Source organism: Acinetobacter sp. ANC 4204 (genome assembly GCF_002135205.1).
Taxonomy (GTDB): Bacteria; Pseudomonadota; Gammaproteobacteria; order Pseudomonadales; family Moraxellaceae; genus Acinetobacter.
This window is the reverse complement of sequence record NZ_NEFZ01000003.1, coordinates 198,711-214,098: the sequence shown is the minus strand read 5'-3', so window position 1 is coordinate 214,098 and position 15,388 is coordinate 198,711. Positions and strand designations below refer to the sequence as shown.

Sequence of the window (15,388 nt, the reverse complement as noted above, 5' to 3'; positions counted from 1 at the left end):
CGACTTAGATGCTACACCTTAATAGTCGGAGCAGGTATTCTATCAAACTTATGTAAGTTTTTTCGCAGGTTTTATATGTCGGTTTATACCACTTTGACTTTACAGGAAGTTCAGGCGTTTGCAGCACCTTATGGACTAGAGGTGATGGATCTGATCCCGATTCAAGGCGGTATTCAAAATACGAACTATTTTATTGTGTGTGAAAATGCTGTGCAGTACGTGTTAACTGTATTTGAAGAGATGGATGAACAAGGCGCAGGCGAGTTGGTTCCTGTACTTGAGCATTTGGGCCAAGCAGGTTTAACGGTACCCGTGCCATTAAGTCATTCAGGTAAAGCCATTCATAGCTTAAAAGAGAAGCCGGCACAAATTGCCCCACGGATGATGGGCAAACACCCTATGCCTGCGACCCTTGAGCAAACTGAGGCAATTGCCGTTGCACAAGCGAAAATGCATGTAGCACTGCAAGATTTTCCACTGGAACGTGCAGAATACCGTGACCATGATTACTGGCTGGCGGTGGCATTAGACATGAAACCGACTTTAACTGAAGCGGATCAAGCATTATTGAGCAAATTATTGGGTCTATACGATGCATTGTCGGCAGTTTATCCGAATCGTCCAAAAGGTTTTATTCATTCGGACTTATTTCGAGACAACACTTTGTTTGAGGGCAATCAGCTCAAGGGCATTTTAGACTTTTATGAACTGAATAAAGATGAGTTCTTGTTCGATATTGCGATTACGCTGAATGACTTCTGCACCGAATACCCAAGTGTACATTTAAATGAAGCCAAGGCCATCGCATTTTTAAACGCCTATGAAAGCATTCGTCCTTTGACTGCTGATGAAAAATCTTGCCTAGAGTTGTATCTCGCAATGGCTGCTGCACGTTTTTGGATGATGCGTTTACAAGTGGCACAAAAAAATGCAGAACAAGGCCGTACTGGGGAGGATATTTTGCAGAAAAATCCTGTCGAAATGCGTAATATGGTGATTGACCGCTTAAAGTTTGTAACTACTTAAATAGGAAAGAAAAATGCGTGACCAAGGACGACTCATTGAATGGTTTGATGATAAGGGCTACGGCTTTATTCAGCCTAACGATGACAGCAAAGATCGCGTGTTTTTACATATCAAGGACTTTGCGCGGCAAGGTCCTCGCCCCATAGTAGGATGTGCATTGGAATATAATGCGATTTTAGATGCGCAAGGGCGTTATCGTGCACAGCAAGTTAGCTATTTAAAAGCATCACAAACCCAAAATAATCGGACTCAAAAGAAGCCCCTGAAAAAGACCGTACAAGGCCAAAATTTGCGTCCAATGCAAATCGCTTCGGTGGCGTACATTGTTGTTTTAGCGCTGTTGGTGCTGCTGGGACGTTTAAGTGGGTTGGTGTTGCTCTTTATTAGTTTAATGAATGCAGCTAGTTATTGGTTCTATGCACAAGACAAAGAAGCGGCGCAAAATGGGCAGCACCGCGTACCTGAAAATACGTTGCATCTGCTTTCATTTTTAGGCGGATGGCCTGCCGCATGGCTGGCACAACAAAAGCTACGTCATAAAACACAAAAACAACCCTTTAGAAAGATTTACTTTTGTACAATCTTTTTCAATATTCTTTTAATTTTATGGCTTATTTCTCCTTTCAATAGTTTGCCTATTTAAAGTCAAAAGCCCACTTTATGAGGGACAATATGAATTATTCAGTCGATCAAGATCCGAATCGTAGCCTGACCTTTATTCTTTATATTTTGTATATTGTTGCGATTTTTTCCGCAGGAATTTTAGCAGTGATCGCTTTAGTCATTAATTACATCAAGCGCGATGCAGTCCGTGGTTCTATTTTTGAGAGCCATTTTACATGGCAGATTCGCACGTTTTGGTGGTATTTAATTTGGAACGTGATTGCCTTTGTGCCGTTTCTTTTCTTATTCTTTACAGGTGAAAATGCCACGGCATTTGCAGGTGTAGCACTAGGCGCTTCAACCTTCTGCGTCGCCGTGATTGTACTGTCATGGGTGTGGATTGTATATCGTGCGATTAAAGGCATCATTCGTTTAAATGATAATGAGCCGATGTATCAATAAGACCAGATGACTTTAAAAGGGCAGTTTGCCCTTTTTTTAGGTCTGTATCTTTTGAGATGGGATTTATGCACTGAGATGAAACCATATAATGCAGCAGTTTCACTATTTTTGCGCAGGCTTTAAAAAAGCACTGTACCAAATTAAATTTTATGTTTTACATTTTTGTTCAATAAATCTTACATTTTTAATATTTATAATTTACATTTTTATTTAATATATTTTACATATTTAATAATTTAAATTTACTTTTTTAATAAAATAACTATACATTAATGTACAGTTATTTATATAAAAATATGTTCGATATTGATTATAAAAAATAGCATGATTCTGGCTAGGCATAGAATCTTCCACGACGACGACGCAAGCCTAAAACATGAATGGCACGAACCAGTACGGCATAAGAAACCGAATAGCCAAAGTGCTGTTCAAAAAGTGGAACTAGATCGCTAATATTTTGAAATTTTGTATTTTTAACAAATACTTGGAATTCATTCCAGTCTTTAATGTGGCTAGGTGCTCCACGATTACTAGCTGCTTTTGGAGATAAATCTCCAGTTTCTTCCTCTAGCTTAATCCATGCATCGAGGGTCACACGTGAGATGTTGAATTCTTTGCAAACAGCAACCTTATAATCAGTGAGTTTATAGCGTTGAATTGCTGCTTTTCGAGTTTCTAAATCGTATTTAGGCATTTTATTCAATATTCTTAAAATACAGAAGATGCTATTATATGGCATAGTTGTTGCAAAAACCAAAATCACTAGATTGAAAAATGAAAGATGGTGATTTCGGTGAAAAATGCAGATTTTTCTTTAAAGAAAATGTCACTATGGCAAGTGGTCATTATTGGTGTGGCCTACATGACCCCGATGGTGGTGTTCGATACTTTTGGTATCGTGTCTGGGATCACCGATGGTCGTGTGCCATTGGCGTATATTCTGGCGTTGTTTGCAATGCTATTAACGGCATTTAGTTATGCACGTTTTAGTCGGGTCAGCGGTGACTCAGGTTCTGCTTATAACTACACCGCACAGTCCTGTGGAGCTAAAGCGGGCTTTTTTGTTGGTTGGTGTTCACTGCTCGATTATATTTTACTGCCTTTAGTTAATGCTTTACTGGCGGGTATTTATTTGGAAGCTGTCATTCCGAGCGTGCCCTATTGGGTCTGGGTGGTTTTATTTACAGGTTTAGTCACCCTAATCAACTGCTTCAGAATCAATATTTTAGCGAACTTGAGTTTGGTGTTTGTGCTTTTGCCCTTACTGTTGATGGTTCTGTTTATTTATTTGGTTATTCAAGGGGTGGGGTCAGCGCAAGGCTATGATCATGTACTGACTTTAGCGCCATTGTTTAATGGGGACAGCTCTGTTTTACCTTTGATTGCGGGGGCCTCCATTTTATGTTTTTCATTTTTGGGTTTTGATGCAGTTACGACCATGTCGCATGAGACCAAAGATCCGCAAAAGAACATTCCGCGTGCGGTTTTACTTACTACATTGGCAGGGGGGGCCATCTTTATCACAGCATCATGGTTTATTCAGTTGTACTTCCCAACGAATGTGCGTTTTAACAAACCTGATGAAGCTTTACCTGAGATTGTTCTCTATGTCGGAGGGGCATTGTTCCAAGCTGTATTTCTGTGTGCTCAAATCATGAATACCTTTGCTTCAGGTCTGGCGACTCATGCGAGTGCTTCACGCCTAATTCATATTATGGCGAAAGATGGCATTTTCCCCAAAGCAACCTTTGGGCAATTACATGCAAGACTGGGTACCCCCTTGTACGCGGTATTGAGCATTGGCTTGATCTCATTGTCTGCCATTTTCTTAGATCTTGCGACTGTGGTCAGTATGATTAGCTTTGGTGCATTGATTGCCTTTACGGCGGTGAACTTCTCGGTTTTTGTGAAGTTTTATCTGTTGGAAAAACAAACTCAAGGCGTCAAAAACAAATGTCTCAATTTGATCCTACCTCTGTTATCCGTATTGGTGATGCTTTGCCTGTGGGTTAACTTAGAACGAAATGCCCTGATTTTTGGGTGCTCTTGGCTAGCAATTGGTATTGGGCTATTTATTTATAAGAAATTGAAAAAGCAAAACATTGTAATTGGAAATGCATACTAAACCTTGCATGAAAATGAAAGTAATATTGAGTGTAAATGAAATGAATATGAATAAACCGACATTTGTAGATGACGTTGAATACAAAGCCAGTTTTGCTGTACAAAGCGGCAAAGAGTGGAATTGGTTAAACCCGCAACATGGTGCGTTTGATCATCCTGCCAATTACTATGAAAGTTCAATGCATGTATGGCATGAGTTTGATGCTTTAAATGCAGATATCGAATGTGATGTCGTAGTGATAGGTGGTGGCTTATTGGGAACCTCGGCAGCACTGCATTTGTCGGAGCAGGGTGTAGATACGGTCTTGGTTGAAAAGAACCGAGTGGGCAGTGCTGCCTCAGGGCGCAATGGTGGGCAACTCACACCGGGATTGGCACGTTGGGAAGCCGAAACCATGATCGAGCACTTCAGCTTTGAAGAGGCAAAAAAGTTATGGCACTTTACCTCAACTGAAGCCATGACTTTGATTGATGACATTACTGAAAAATATGATTTAGATTTACAACGTAAACGTGGACATCTAACGGCCGCAGTACACCCAGGGCATTTAGATGCCTTGCGTGAAGGCATGCAAGCACGTCAGTACTTAGATGAAAAAAATACCTCAATGCTGACCCAAGAGGAATTACGAGAGCATGTGCAATCGGATAACTATTTTGGCGGCTTATTGGATCATCTAGGTGGACATATTCATCCTTTAGCATTGACACGTGGTTTGGCGTATGGCTTTTGCCAAAAGGGCGGTAGCATCTATGAGCAAACAGAAGTGCAGTCGATTCAGGAACGTGCCGATGGTATTTATGTGACCACAGCGCAAGGGGTGATTAAAGCACGTAAAAGCGTGGTGATGGCTGTACACCATGCTTCATTTAAACTATTAGAAGAACGTAATCAAACTACGATTCCTTTTTATACTTACGTCTGTACCACAGCACCTTTAGCATTAGATTTGAAAGAGCTATTGCCGACGGATCTGCCTGTATACGATACGCAATTTCAAATTGACTACTACCGTGGCGTTTCAAAAAACCGATTGTTATTTGGGGGCGAAGGCACTGGCTCGTGTTGGAGTCCTGAACAAACCCATGACTATTTGCTGGGACGTATTCAGCATGTATTTCCTCAGCTAGAGCAGGTGGCACTTGACTTTGTGTGGAGTGGAACGACAGATTTAACCGTTAATGGTGCGGCAGACAGTCGAAAATTTGGTCATCAATATCCCATTTATGCTGTACAGGGCTGGAGTGGGCATGGTGTTGCGCAAACGGTACGTATTGGTAAAGCCATTGCCGATGATTTCTGTGGTCAATCTGATGATTTTAATATGTTGACCCGAATTCAACATCAGAACATTCCTTTTGGTCGGGCATTGGCACCGTTAGTGATTCCAATTGCCAAAAGTATGTATGGTTTAGGAGCAATGATTAATCCGGGTAAGATGGTATCGTTCTAAACATGAACTTGTGCTGCTGAATCTATACAATTTATGTTTAGACTCAGCAGACACCGCATTTGAACGTTAAATTAGCGCTGTTCAGCTTCTTTTTTTGATTTCAACAGTTTGGGTTTCCATTCACTCATCATAATGCCAAACACCACCAAGAGACCGCCCAACAAAGCCAGTGGTGCTAAACGTTCTCCTGCAAGGCGCCCAAATAGCGCTGCCCACACAGGCTCTCCTGCGTAAATAATCGCTGCTTGTGATGGGTTGACTGAGCGCTGTGCCCAATTCATGACATATTGAATCACAGCACTGGCAAGCCCCAATCCAAATGCAATGCCTAATAATGGCCATGAAAAAGCAGGTAGTTGTTGCTCACCAGCCAGTGGCATGGATGCAAAAGCGAGCACAGAGGCAACCGCCAGTTGAATGACCGTCACCCGACCAATATCAACTTTTGGGGCAAAATAACCAATCAGAATAATTTCCATTGCTATAGCAATTGCACCGAGCAGGGTTAAGGTCTGGCCAAAATTCAATGAGATTGAGTTCAGACTATTGCCTGTGAGCAGGACTAAGCCTATAAACGCACAGAGTGCACCAATCCAAATCATAAAATGGGGCACTTTACGAAAGATCAACCACAATAGTAGGGGGACTAGGGGGACATACAGTGCCGTTAAAAAGGCAGATTCACTGCTACTGACTGTTTGTAGTCCGACCGTTTGTGTGCCATAGCCAATCGTGACCATACAGCCAATGAGTGCACCTGCCCACAAGTCCTGTCGGGTGATGTGCTTTAAATGCTGATAGGAAAATAAGCCAATAATGGTCGCAGCGCAGGCGAAACGACAACCGACAAAGAACATGGGGGAGCTAAAATTTAAGGCATATTTCACGGCCAAGAAGGTGCCGCCCCAAATAAAAGTAATGAGAATCAGCGCAATCACAGGCGCTTTAGAACCGAGCTGAGTATTCAACATAAAAGAATTAATGTGCAATATATTGCACATAGCTTGTCATACTTTGTTTTTGTGTGCAATATATTGCTCAATATTTTTTTTGATTTATCTGTATGAACTCTCCTGCGGTGCTACAACACGTCAGTCAAAATGTGCGTCATTATCGAAGTTTAAAAGGCCTGAGTCAGCAGCAACTCGCTGATTTAGCTGGATTAAGCCGTCGTATGGTAGCTGGGGTTGAATCTGGGCAGGACAATATTAGTCTGGCAAAGCTCAGCTTGATAGCCGATGTGCTTGAGGTCGATTTTGTACAAATTATTGCTGCGCCTGAACAGCAAGGGCAAGCGGTGGTGAACGTTTTGGCTTGGCAGGGCACACAAGCACACAGTGAAGCAAAATTAATGGCTTCAGCGGCAGCGACACAAAAAGTAGAGCTATGGACATGGGTACTTGCTCCAAATGAATACTATAGTGCTGAACCTGACCCAGAAGGCTGGCGTGAGATGCTCTATGTGATGGAGGGTGAACTAACTTTGGATTTGGCAGGCGACATGAAAGTCTTGGGTGTAGGAGAGTCGATCGTTTTTTCGAGTGCCATTGAATACCAATATATCAACCGTGGCAATGTATCGTTAAAGTTTATTCGTAATGCAATTTATTAAGAAGCAGATCTTCAAACTAATATTTAATGCATAAAAAAGAGGTCAATAGACCTCTTTTTTAAATTCTACAGTTAGAGCGATTGTTCATCTAATAGCAATTGTGCTTCACGTAGGTTTAAACTGCCTTCGTAAATCGCACGACCAGTAATTGCACCTAAAATACCAGGTTGACCTTTGAGGTTACGTACGTCATCAAGGTTGGTCACACCACCTGATGCAATCACAGGTAGGCCAGAGTATTGTGCCAGTTGAACAGTTTGTTCAACATTGACCCCTTGCATCATGCCGTCACGTGCAATGTCGGTATAGACAATGCTTGATACGCCTGCATCGGCAAAACGTTTGGCCAAATCAGTTGCCTTCACATCGGTCACATTGGCCCAACCATCGGTGGCCACCATGCCATTCATGGCATCAATCCCGACAATGATATGACCTGCAAATTTCTTACAAGCTTCTTCAACAAACTCAGGTTCTTGAACTGCTTTGGTGCCAATAATGACAAAAGATACACCCGCTTCTAGGTAGTGTTCGATGGTTTCTAGTGAGCGAATACCGCCGCCGATTTGAATGGGCAGTTCAGGTTGTGCGCGAGCAATCGCTTCAACCACAGGTTTATGAATTGGCGTACCCGCGAAAGCACCATTTAAATCGACCAAATGTAAGCGACGCGCGCCTTCATTTACCCAGTGCTGTGCAGTTGCAACAGGATCATCAGAAAAAACCGTATCGTCTTCCATACGACCTTGTTTTAAACGAACACATTTGCCATCTTTCAGGTCAATTGCAGGGATGATCAGCATGCTTTCGCTCCTAGCCAAATCTTAAATAAAATCAATGTCAGTCATCTTAGCAAAGTATTGGCAATTTTCTAAGCACCTGTTACAGCTTTTCATGACGAGGAGGTTTTATGATATTTTCCAGTTTTTGCAAAATCTCTTTCGGTAGTTGTTCCAAATGCCGCAATTCTTCAAAAACCAACAGGGCGGCGTAGGCATCGGCGGCAGCATAGTTAATTTGTTCAGGCGTAAGGACTTTCCTTGCCCAATTTGACGTGCTGACTTTTTTGCTTTTCGGGAAGTTGAGTTGAAACAGCAGGGCGATGGCATTTTTAATGCCAACAGGGTTGCTCAACCCAAAGCTTGCAAAGCATTTTGACAGCTCAACGATACCATTTAACTCAAAGCCTTTTTTACGGAACAGATGAGCATCATTTTTTAAACCAAAACCCACTTTGAGCTGGTCTGGATTCGCCAAAAATGGCGCAAGGAAGCTCCAAATGGGAGGGCTCATTTGAAACAAATAAGCACGCTCGACGCTGGCCAGTTGAATGAGATGTGGCCCAGTAGAGACTTCTCCCACTTGAAAGGTCGGTTTGGACTCGCTATCAAAACCGAAGATGGCAATCTGTTCCAGTTCAGTGCGAATGGCTTCACACTGTTCTACGTTCTGAATGACATGAATCGCTTGCATTGGCAAATTTTGAAAACGAGGCAAAATTTGAATGTGTTCTTTGTTGGGGATAGGGAGACTGGGTAGGGAATTATTCATGTTATATCTGAGGCATGCTTTTATCTCAGACTAGTGGTTTTTGATTTTAAAGGCAAAATAAAACCTGCAAGAAGCAGGTTTTAAGTACAATCCAAGATAACAGAATGCATTTTTATTGCTGTTGCATTTCGATCTGTGATTGATTGGCACGCAGTATATAGCTTTGATAAGAAGGCAAAGCAATTGCTGCTAAAATACCAACGACAAATAGCAGGATATAAATCCACGCTAGAATTGTTTCCCAACCTGCGGTTGGGCGTGGCGAACCATAGCTATTGCTACGATCATCACCTGGTGCAAAAATCAGGTAAAGCATTAAGATCACGTTAGCAAGAGGTACCAGCATTAACAGCGATAACCAGCCCGTATGGTTGCGGTCATGTAGGCGACGAATGGTAAATACGAAGGTGAAATAGAAAATTGCTATATAAATCACAGCAAGAAAAATCATGCCACCACCAAAGTTGCCTGTTTCCATGTTGATGAAAGTCGTTGGAAAAATCACGGCAAAAATACCAATGATAATCACAGCGACGATGGCAAGGAGGCAGTTCCATGCGAGATATGAAAAACGTCCGAAGCGACCTGCGGCGTTCAGCGCAGATTCTTGTACATATTGAGTCATAGTGACTTACCTTATCGTTGTAAATTAAATTTTTTATAAATAAAAATGTCTAAAAAGCAGGCAAATCATAATCAAATTTGGTGACAATGGAAAGGCATTGTAATTATTTGGTGTGTAGTAGTGTGCTGTAAAACAAAAACTTTCTATCAATATTAAATTAGTACCCGATTACTAGAATTCCTTTTAATGGAAGAATAATACGCTGTGACGTGTAAAGCGTATCTAAAAATTGATATACCTTTTGAAAATCATCTGATTGGCGGTAAGTATTTCGCACAGCTAAAACTAGATAGTCGATATTAACCATCATACTGGCTTGAAATACATCTTTTAAAAACTGGTTATTGGCGACTGCGCGTCCAGCTTCGACTTCAATAACGATTTTTTGCTCGAAATGAATGGCATCGGCTAAGAAACTTTTAGAAGCTTGGTTGTTATAACCGAATAGGACTGGAACAAGGATTTTATCTTCGGAAGATTTACTTTTTTCAACTTTGAACCCGATTTTTTCAAGCTCAGTTGCAATAGTAAGAAGAACTTCATTGCTGGAAAGTTGATGTGTTTGTGAACTTATACCAGTAATGTGCTGCTTGAAGACTTCAGTAACCTCTAAAAGTTTTGGTGGTGTGGGGCAAGAGCGAGGAAAGAATTGGAATTGGAGCATTTTGTATATTTCTAAACTGTTATTTGTAGATAATAAGAGAAAAGCTCAACCGAAGTTGAGCTTTTTAAAATCAAACAGAGGCTGGAATGAATTAAATTTTCCATTCCACAAAGTTTTTTAGCAGTTGCAAACCTGCGGTATGACTTTTTTCAGGGTGGAACTGTGTTGCAAATAAATTTTCTTGATGAATCACGGTACAGAACTCTAAACCATAGTCACAAGTTGCAGCCACAATGTCGCTATTCTTCGGTTCAACATAGAAGCTGTGAACAAAGTAAAAACGTGCATCTTGTTCAATGTCTTTCCACATTGGGTGGCTTGGGTCAGCTTGATGAACTTGGTTCCAGCCCATGTGTGGCACTTTTAAGCCATCTACATCTGGAAAACGTCTTACCGTTCCTTCAAAAATACCGAGAGCATCGACACCGCCGTTTTCTTCAGAGCGTTGCATCAGCGCTTGCATGCCGACACAGATCGCCAAGACTGGCTTATTAAATGCCGCATGACGAACGACTTCATCAATCCCGGCTTCATGCATGCCTTGCATACAGTCACGCATGGCGCCTACGCCAGGGAAGACAATTTTATCGGCCTGAGCAATCAGTTTAGGATCATTGGTCACATCGACTGTTGCACCGACATGTTCAAGCGCTTTTGCTGCTGAGTGTAGGTTACCCATACCATAGTCAAGAAGGGCAATACGGGTCATTACAAGCTACCTTTGGTTGAAGCAATGGTGTTGGTTGCACGTGGGTCAATTTCACATGCCATACGAAGCGCACGGGCAAAAGCCTTGAACACACTTTCAATTTGGTGATGGCTATTTTTCCCTTTGAGATTATCAATGTGCACTGTCATTAAAGCATGGTTCACAAAGCCTTGGAAAAACTCAGAGAATAAATCCACATCAAAACGACCAATCATGGCGCGGGTAAATGGAATATCCATAAACAAACCCGGACGGCCCGATAAGTCCACCACAGCACGGCTCAAGGATTCATCCAACGGTGCATAAAAATGACCATAACGGCGTAAACCTTTTTTGTCACCTAAAGCTTTGGCAAAAGCCTGTCCAAGCGTGATACCACAATCTTCAACCGTGTGGTGATCATCAATTTCCAAGTCGCCATCACATTCAATATCAATATCAAATAAGCCATGTCGCTTGATTTGATCAATCATATGATCTAAAAAGGGAATACCTGTGTTGAGCGTGCCTTGACCCGTACCATCGAGGTTTACACGAACTCGAATTTTGGTTTCGTTGGTATTTCTTACCACTTCACTGATACGTTCTGTCATAGACACGTTCCTCAAAGACGTCAAATAATTGATGTAAAATGTTTCGCCGTAACGAAGTCACCGCATATTAGATTGCTCAGGAGGGTTTATCAATGCCTATTACCGTACACGCTTATACTTCACTGGAAAAAGAAGAGTTGCGCAGCCAGCTAGAGCGACTGTACGACACCAGTCCTGAATTTGGCGATGGGCATGATGCCGTAGAACAACTTGAGCAAAATCTAGCTCAGTATACCTTACTTTACACTGCAGAATTTAATACTAAAGTCATTGGTGCACTTTGGTGTAGCGGGCAGGGTGAAAATAAAACGCTTGAATATATCGTGGTACATCCAGCAAATCGTGGGCGAGGGGTTGCGGAGCGACTGGTTGAAGAAACGTGTCGCATGGAAGAAAGTAAAGGTGTGAAAGTGTTTGAGCCAGGCTGTGGCGCGATTCATCGTTGCTTAGAGCACATTGGCAAAATTTAAGTTTTTTGAGGTCGTTTTAAGCTGCTTTTCTTCATGGAAAGTGATTGAGCCTTAGTTTAAGTACACAGGGTGAATCAAAAAATGTGCAAAGGGTGTTGAATATTGCTGTAAAAGTAAGCATTCAAAAGATTTTTGTGAAAACACACTTGACGCTACACGGCTTAAACTGTTTAATACGCGACATCGGCGTGATAGCTCAGTAGGTAGAGCAACGGATTGAAAATCCGTGTGTCCCCAGTTCGATCCTGGGTCTCGCCACCATATTTTAAATCTAATTTAAAGATTTCAATCCCTGATCCCATCAGGGATTTTTTTTGCCTGAAATTTATTCGATCAAATAAAAAAGTGATGATTTTTATTGACTATTCATCCGAGATACGGCTTAATACACGGCATCGGCGTGATAGCTCAGTAGGTAGAGCAACGGATTGAAAATCCGTGTGTCCCCAGTTCGATCCTGGGTCTCGCCACCATATTCAAAAAAGCCTCAAACATTGTTTGGGGCTTTTTTTCGTTTGAATAAAAATTCCATCTGATTGGATGTTGGACAAAATTATGCTTTTCGTGCTGGAGGGTGTGTTAATTTCGAATCAAAAATAAGATTGAGGGTGGCTTATGAAAGATTTATTTTCATCAGGAAGTTCGCTTTATCAATTGGCACGTCCGAGTTATCCAGCGAGTTTGATTCAAGAAATACTCAAGTATGTAGTTACTCCGCAATTTGCATGGGATTGTGGTGCGGGGTCGGGACAGCTGACTCAACTGTTGGCACCTTATTTTGATGCCGTGGTGGCGACAGATATCAGTACCCAGCAGTTACAGCATGCGCCATATTTTGAAAATGTCAGTTATCAAGTTCAGTCCGCAGAGCACACCAGCTTTGCTGAGCAGAGTTTTGATTTAATTACAGTGGCACAAGCCATTCACTGGTTTAATTTTGATCGGTTTTATGCAGAGGTGAATCGCACATTAAAATCAGATGGAGTTCTCGCTGTCATTGGCTATGGCCTCATTCAACTGCAACATCCTGAGTTACAAGCTTGTATCGAAAGACTCTATTTTAAAACATTGAAAGGCTATTGGGATGCTGAGCGATGTTATATCGACGAGGCCTATCAAACGATTCCCTTTCCCTATGAAGAAATTCCCATGCCTGAATTGTCGATGTCGTTTCAGTGGTCTGCTGACCAATTGTTGGATTATTTCAATACTTGGTCTGCGTTGAAGCATTATCGACTGAAAAATGCCGATGACCCTTTATACGAGTTAAAAGTATTTTTTGCGCTTGATGATCATGTGAGCCAAATCTTTGAACTTACATTTCCAATTTTTGTAAGATTGGGGCGTCTAGCGGTATCGGTGCATTAAATGTCTATGCTTAATCGGTAATCAAGCGTTTCCCAAAACAGACCACATCAATTTCTTCATAGCCCAGTTGTTCATAGAAGCTCTGCACGTCGATATTTTCTTTACGTACAAGCAACTGTAGTTTGGGGCAGCCCAAAGCAATCAGGCGCTTCTCTAGCTGCTGTATGAGTGCGGTTGCGACCCCATTACGTTGGAAGTGTGGATGTACCGCCAAATAATTAATCCAACCACGGTGACCGTCATAACCCCCCATCAAGGTTGCGATCAGTTGCTCATCTTTGACGGCCAATAAAAACAGACCATCTTTTTGTGCAGTCTTTCTAAAAATATCAATTTCAGGGTTGTTCCACGGGCGAGTGAGGTCACACACTTCCCAGAGGGCAATGACGTCTTCTAAATCGGTTTCGAAATAGGGGCGAATAATGAACATGAGCTTGGCATTTTTATTTTTTGGATGCCTTTAGATTAATTGAGTTTTTTTATTTTGATAAGTGTTTTATTACACTTTTCATCAGATATAAAAAAACGCCCAACTGGGCGTTTTTTAAAGCTTTGAATTAAGCCGATTTTGCTTCTGCTTGTACAGGAAGCATGTGACCTGTTTCTTCAAAGTTAGAATGCCAAGACAATGCTTCACGAAGGATATGAGGGGTATGACCGCCTTTCTCACATGAACGTGTGAAGTAGTCATTTAATGCATCACGGTAAAGTGGGTGAGCACAGTTGTCGATAATCGCACGTGCACGCTCACGTGGTGCTAAACCACGAAGGTCAGCCAAACCTTGTTCAGTGACTAGGATATCAACGTCATGTTCAGCATGGTCTACGTGAGAGGCGAATGGAACGATTGATGAAATATCACCGCCTTTTGCAATTGATTTGGTCACGAAAATTGCCAAGTGTGCATTACGGGCGAAGTCACCTGAACCACCAATACCGTTCATCATTTTCGTACCGCAAACGTGAGTTGAGTTTACGTTACCGTAAATGTCGAACTCAAGTGCAGTATTGATGCCGATAATGCCAAGACGACGAACCAATTCAGGGTGGTTTGAAATCTCTTGTGGGCGCAGTACTAACTTATCTTTGTATGCTTCAAGGTTATTAAATACTTTCTCGCCATATTTAGCAGAAAGGGTAATTGAAGAACCTGATGCAAATTTCATTTTACCCGCATCAATCAATTCAAAGGTACAGTCTTGGAGTACTTCTGAGTACATGACCAGGTCTTCGAAGTTTGAATCTTTAAGGCCTGTAAGTACAGCATTGGCAATTGAGCCAATCCCTGCTTGTAATGGGCCTAAGTTTTTAGGTAAGCGATTTTCAGCTACTTCTTTTTCAAAGAAAGCAATGAGGTGATCTGCAATACCTTGAGTTTCATCATCTGGTGCCGTTACGGTAGATGGAGAGTCGTGTAAGTCGTTGTTGATGACGATACCGACAATTTTTGCAGGGTCGATATTGATTGCATGTGTACCAATACGCTCATCGACTTGAGTTAGTGGAATCGGTTGGCGTGTTGGACGGTAAGTTGGAATATAAATATCGTGTAAGCCTTCAAAAGCAGGGCTTAAGTTGGTGTTGATTTCAACAATGACTTTTTCAGCAAAAATGGCGAAGCTTGCAGAGTTGCCGACAGACGTTGTAGGAATGATGCCTCCATCTTCAGTAATTGCGACTGCTTCAATCACAGCAATATCAGGTTTTTTCAACTGAAGGTTACGCATTTGTTCAACAGTTTCAGACAAGTGTTGGTCAATGAACATCACTTCGCCTTTGTTGATTGCTTTACGTAAAGTGTTGTCTACTTGGAACGGTAAACGACGTGCCAATACACCTGCTTCAGTCAATTGCTTGTCTAGGTCATTGCCTAAAGAAGCGCCTGTAATTAGTGTGATTTTTAAAGGATTTGTGTGCGCACGTTTAACCAATGCCAAAGGTACAGCTTTCGCTTCGCCTGCACGAGTGAAGCCACTCATCCCTACAGTCATGCCATCTTCAATAAAAGCAGACGCTTCTTCTGCACTGATGACTTTATCGTGAAGTGAAGCTAAACGGATACGATCTAAAGACATGGTTTACTCTCGTTAATATTCTGGATCTGGCACCGATTGTACCGATCAAGAA

Annotated in this window: 18 protein-coding genes and 2 tRNA genes; 10 read left to right on the top strand and 10 right to left on the bottom strand. The window is 41.9% G+C overall.

Going from position 1 to position 15,388, the window contains the following annotated elements; translation table 11 throughout:
* Nucleotides 1-75 precede the first annotated feature (75 nt).
* The 3 genes from B9T36_RS08595 to B9T36_RS08585 are packed head-to-tail and all read left to right on the top strand — an operon-like array spanning nt 76 to nt 2,091.
* The gene (locus tag B9T36_RS08595) at nt 76-1,026 is read left to right on the top strand and encodes a homoserine kinase (RefSeq protein WP_086209083.1); all 951 of its coding nucleotides are present in this window, start codon (nt 76-78) and stop codon (nt 1,024-1,026) included.
* 13 nt (nt 1,027-1,039) lie between these two features.
* Nucleotides 1,040-1,669 (top strand): DUF1294 domain-containing protein, encoded by a 630-nt coding sequence (locus B9T36_RS08590; RefSeq protein WP_086209082.1) that lies wholly within the window; start codon nt 1,040-1,042, stop codon nt 1,667-1,669.
* Nucleotides 1,670-1,698: 29 nt separating this feature from the next.
* Nucleotides 1,699-2,091: a DUF4870 family protein gene (locus B9T36_RS08585; protein ID WP_086209081.1), complete on the top strand. Its 393-nt coding sequence runs from the start codon at nt 1,699-1,701 to the stop codon at nt 2,089-2,091.
* Between the two features lie 334 nt (nt 2,092-2,425).
* Here B9T36_RS08585 and B9T36_RS08580 read toward each other — a convergent pair whose 3' ends face one another.
* Nucleotides 2,426-2,785, bottom strand: a complete 360-nt coding sequence (locus B9T36_RS08580; RefSeq protein ID WP_086209080.1) for a hypothetical protein — start codon at nt 2,783-2,785, stop codon at nt 2,426-2,428.
* A gap of 129 nt (nt 2,786-2,914) precedes the next feature.
* Between B9T36_RS08580 and B9T36_RS08575 the strand changes: the two genes are divergently transcribed.
* A complete protein-coding gene (locus B9T36_RS08575) occupies nt 2,915-4,216 on the top strand; it encodes an APC family permease (protein WP_416202560.1) in 1,302 nt (433 codons plus the stop codon).
* Nucleotides 4,217-4,229: 13 nt separating this feature from the next.
* Nucleotides 4,230-5,669, top strand: coding sequence for an NAD(P)/FAD-dependent oxidoreductase (locus tag B9T36_RS08570; protein ID WP_416202558.1), 1,440 nt, complete (start codon nt 4,230-4,232; stop codon nt 5,667-5,669).
* 71 nt (nt 5,670-5,740) lie between these two features.
* Here the strand turns inward: B9T36_RS08570 and B9T36_RS08565 are convergent, their stop codons facing one another.
* Nucleotides 5,741-6,640 carry a DMT family transporter gene (locus tag B9T36_RS08565; protein ID WP_086209077.1) on the bottom strand — a complete coding sequence of 300 codons (900 nt, stop codon included), beginning with the start codon at nt 6,638-6,640 and terminating at the stop codon, nt 5,741-5,743.
* Nucleotides 6,641-6,732: 92 nt separating this feature from the next.
* Here B9T36_RS08565 and B9T36_RS08560 point away from each other — a divergent pair, with 92 nt between their 5' ends.
* Nucleotides 6,733-7,281 (top strand): helix-turn-helix domain-containing protein, encoded by a 549-nt coding sequence (locus B9T36_RS08560; RefSeq protein ID WP_086209076.1) that lies wholly within the window; start codon nt 6,733-6,735, stop codon nt 7,279-7,281.
* 71 nt (nt 7,282-7,352) lie between these two features.
* Here B9T36_RS08560 and hisA read toward each other — a convergent pair whose 3' ends face one another.
* The 6 genes from hisA to hisB all read right to left on the bottom strand — a co-directional run bounded on the left by hisA (nt 7,353) and on the right by hisB (nt 11,423).
* Nucleotides 7,353-8,084: a 1-(5-phosphoribosyl)-5-[(5-phosphoribosylamino)methylideneamino]imidazole-4-carboxamide isomerase gene (hisA, locus tag B9T36_RS08555; RefSeq protein ID WP_086209075.1), complete on the bottom strand. Its 732-nt coding sequence runs from the start codon at nt 8,082-8,084 to the stop codon at nt 7,353-7,355.
* A gap of 79 nt (nt 8,085-8,163) precedes the next feature.
* Nucleotides 8,164-8,832, bottom strand: a complete 669-nt coding sequence (locus B9T36_RS08550) for a 3'-5' exonuclease (RefSeq protein WP_086209074.1) — start codon at nt 8,830-8,832, stop codon at nt 8,164-8,166.
* 112 nt (nt 8,833-8,944) lie between these two features.
* Nucleotides 8,945-9,457, bottom strand: coding sequence for a DUF805 domain-containing protein (locus B9T36_RS08545; RefSeq protein WP_086209073.1), 513 nt, complete (start codon nt 9,455-9,457; stop codon nt 8,945-8,947).
* 157 nt (nt 9,458-9,614) lie between these two features.
* The gene (locus B9T36_RS08540; RefSeq protein ID WP_086209072.1) at nt 9,615-10,121 is read right to left on the bottom strand and encodes a hypothetical protein; all 507 of its coding nucleotides are present in this window, start codon (nt 10,119-10,121) and stop codon (nt 9,615-9,617) included.
* A 91-nt stretch (nt 10,122-10,212) separates the two neighbouring features.
* Nucleotides 10,213-10,830 carry an imidazole glycerol phosphate synthase subunit HisH gene (gene hisH, locus B9T36_RS08535; protein ID WP_086209071.1) on the bottom strand — a complete coding sequence of 206 codons (618 nt, stop codon included), beginning with the start codon at nt 10,828-10,830 and terminating at the stop codon, nt 10,213-10,215.
* Nucleotides 10,830-11,423, bottom strand: coding sequence for an imidazoleglycerol-phosphate dehydratase HisB (gene hisB, locus B9T36_RS08530; RefSeq protein WP_004691554.1), 594 nt, complete (start codon nt 11,421-11,423; stop codon nt 10,830-10,832). The genes hisH and hisB overlap by 1 nt, the downstream gene beginning before the upstream one ends.
* A gap of 92 nt (nt 11,424-11,515) precedes the next feature.
* Here hisB and B9T36_RS08525 point away from each other — a divergent pair, with 92 nt between their 5' ends.
* The 4 genes from B9T36_RS08525 (at nt 11,516) to B9T36_RS08510 (ending at nt 13,261) form a co-directional block, all read left to right on the top strand.
* The gene (locus B9T36_RS08525) at nt 11,516-11,893 is read left to right on the top strand and encodes a GNAT family N-acetyltransferase (RefSeq protein ID WP_086209070.1); all 378 of its coding nucleotides are present in this window, start codon (nt 11,516-11,518) and stop codon (nt 11,891-11,893) included.
* Nucleotides 11,894-12,078: 185 nt separating this feature from the next.
* A tRNA-Phe gene (locus tag B9T36_RS08520) sits at nt 12,079-12,154 on the top strand.
* A 136-nt stretch (nt 12,155-12,290) separates the two neighbouring features.
* Nucleotides 12,291-12,366: transfer RNA gene (locus B9T36_RS08515), tRNA-Phe, on the top strand.
* Nucleotides 12,367-12,508: 142 nt separating this feature from the next.
* The gene (locus tag B9T36_RS08510) at nt 12,509-13,261 is read left to right on the top strand and encodes a class I SAM-dependent methyltransferase (RefSeq protein ID WP_086209069.1); all 753 of its coding nucleotides are present in this window, start codon (nt 12,509-12,511) and stop codon (nt 13,259-13,261) included.
* Nucleotides 13,262-13,271: 10 nt separating this feature from the next.
* On the opposite strand, the gene B9T36_RS08505 is transcribed toward B9T36_RS08510, so the two are convergent.
* Both B9T36_RS08505 and B9T36_RS08500 read right to left on the bottom strand, forming a co-directional pair.
* Nucleotides 13,272-13,691: a GNAT family acetyltransferase gene (locus B9T36_RS08505; protein ID WP_086209068.1), complete on the bottom strand. Its 420-nt coding sequence runs from the start codon at nt 13,689-13,691 to the stop codon at nt 13,272-13,274.
* A gap of 127 nt (nt 13,692-13,818) precedes the next feature.
* A complete protein-coding gene (locus B9T36_RS08500) occupies nt 13,819-15,336 on the bottom strand; it encodes an acetyl-CoA hydrolase/transferase family protein (protein ID WP_086209067.1) in 1,518 nt (505 codons plus the stop codon).
* Between the last annotated feature and the right edge of the window lie 52 nt (nt 15,337-15,388).

Coding starts and splice junctions, on each gene's coding strand:
- B9T36_RS08595 (WP_086209083.1), top strand. CDS start 76: ATGTCGGTTTATACCACTTTGACTTTACAGGAAGTTCAGGCGTTTGCA.
- B9T36_RS08590 (WP_086209082.1), top strand. CDS start 1,040: ATGCGTGACCAAGGACGACTCATTGAATGGTTTGATGATAAGGGCTAC.
- B9T36_RS08585 (WP_086209081.1), top strand. CDS start 1,699: ATGAATTATTCAGTCGATCAAGATCCGAATCGTAGCCTGACCTTTATT.
- B9T36_RS08580 (WP_086209080.1), bottom strand. CDS start 2,785: ATGCCTAAATACGATTTAGAAACTCGAAAAGCAGCAATTCAACGCTAT.
- B9T36_RS08575 (WP_416202560.1), top strand. CDS start 2,915: ATGTCACTATGGCAAGTGGTCATTATTGGTGTGGCCTACATGACCCCG.
- B9T36_RS08570 (WP_416202558.1), top strand. CDS start 4,230: ATGAAAGTAATATTGAGTGTAAATGAAATGAATATGAATAAACCGACA.
- B9T36_RS08565 (WP_086209077.1), bottom strand. CDS start 6,640: ATGTTGAATACTCAGCTCGGTTCTAAAGCGCCTGTGATTGCGCTGATT.
- B9T36_RS08560 (WP_086209076.1), top strand. CDS start 6,733: ATGAACTCTCCTGCGGTGCTACAACACGTCAGTCAAAATGTGCGTCAT.
- hisA (WP_086209075.1), bottom strand. CDS start 8,084: ATGCTGATCATCCCTGCAATTGACCTGAAAGATGGCAAATGTGTTCGT.
- B9T36_RS08550 (WP_086209074.1), bottom strand. CDS start 8,832: ATGAATAATTCCCTACCCAGTCTCCCTATCCCCAACAAAGAACACATT.
- B9T36_RS08545 (WP_086209073.1), bottom strand. CDS start 9,457: ATGACTCAATATGTACAAGAATCTGCGCTGAACGCCGCAGGTCGCTTC.
- B9T36_RS08540 (WP_086209072.1), bottom strand. CDS start 10,121: ATGCTCCAATTCCAATTCTTTCCTCGCTCTTGCCCCACACCACCAAAA.
- hisH (WP_086209071.1), bottom strand. CDS start 10,830: ATGACCCGTATTGCCCTTCTTGACTATGGTATGGGTAACCTACACTCA.
- hisB (WP_004691554.1), bottom strand. CDS start 11,423: ATGACAGAACGTATCAGTGAAGTGGTAAGAAATACCAACGAAACCAAA.
- B9T36_RS08525 (WP_086209070.1), top strand. CDS start 11,516: ATGCCTATTACCGTACACGCTTATACTTCACTGGAAAAAGAAGAGTTG.
- B9T36_RS08510 (WP_086209069.1), top strand. CDS start 12,509: ATGAAAGATTTATTTTCATCAGGAAGTTCGCTTTATCAATTGGCACGT.
- B9T36_RS08505 (WP_086209068.1), bottom strand. CDS start 13,691: ATGTTCATTATTCGCCCCTATTTCGAAACCGATTTAGAAGACGTCATT.
- B9T36_RS08500 (WP_086209067.1), bottom strand. CDS start 15,336: ATGTCTTTAGATCGTATCCGTTTAGCTTCACTTCACGATAAAGTCATC.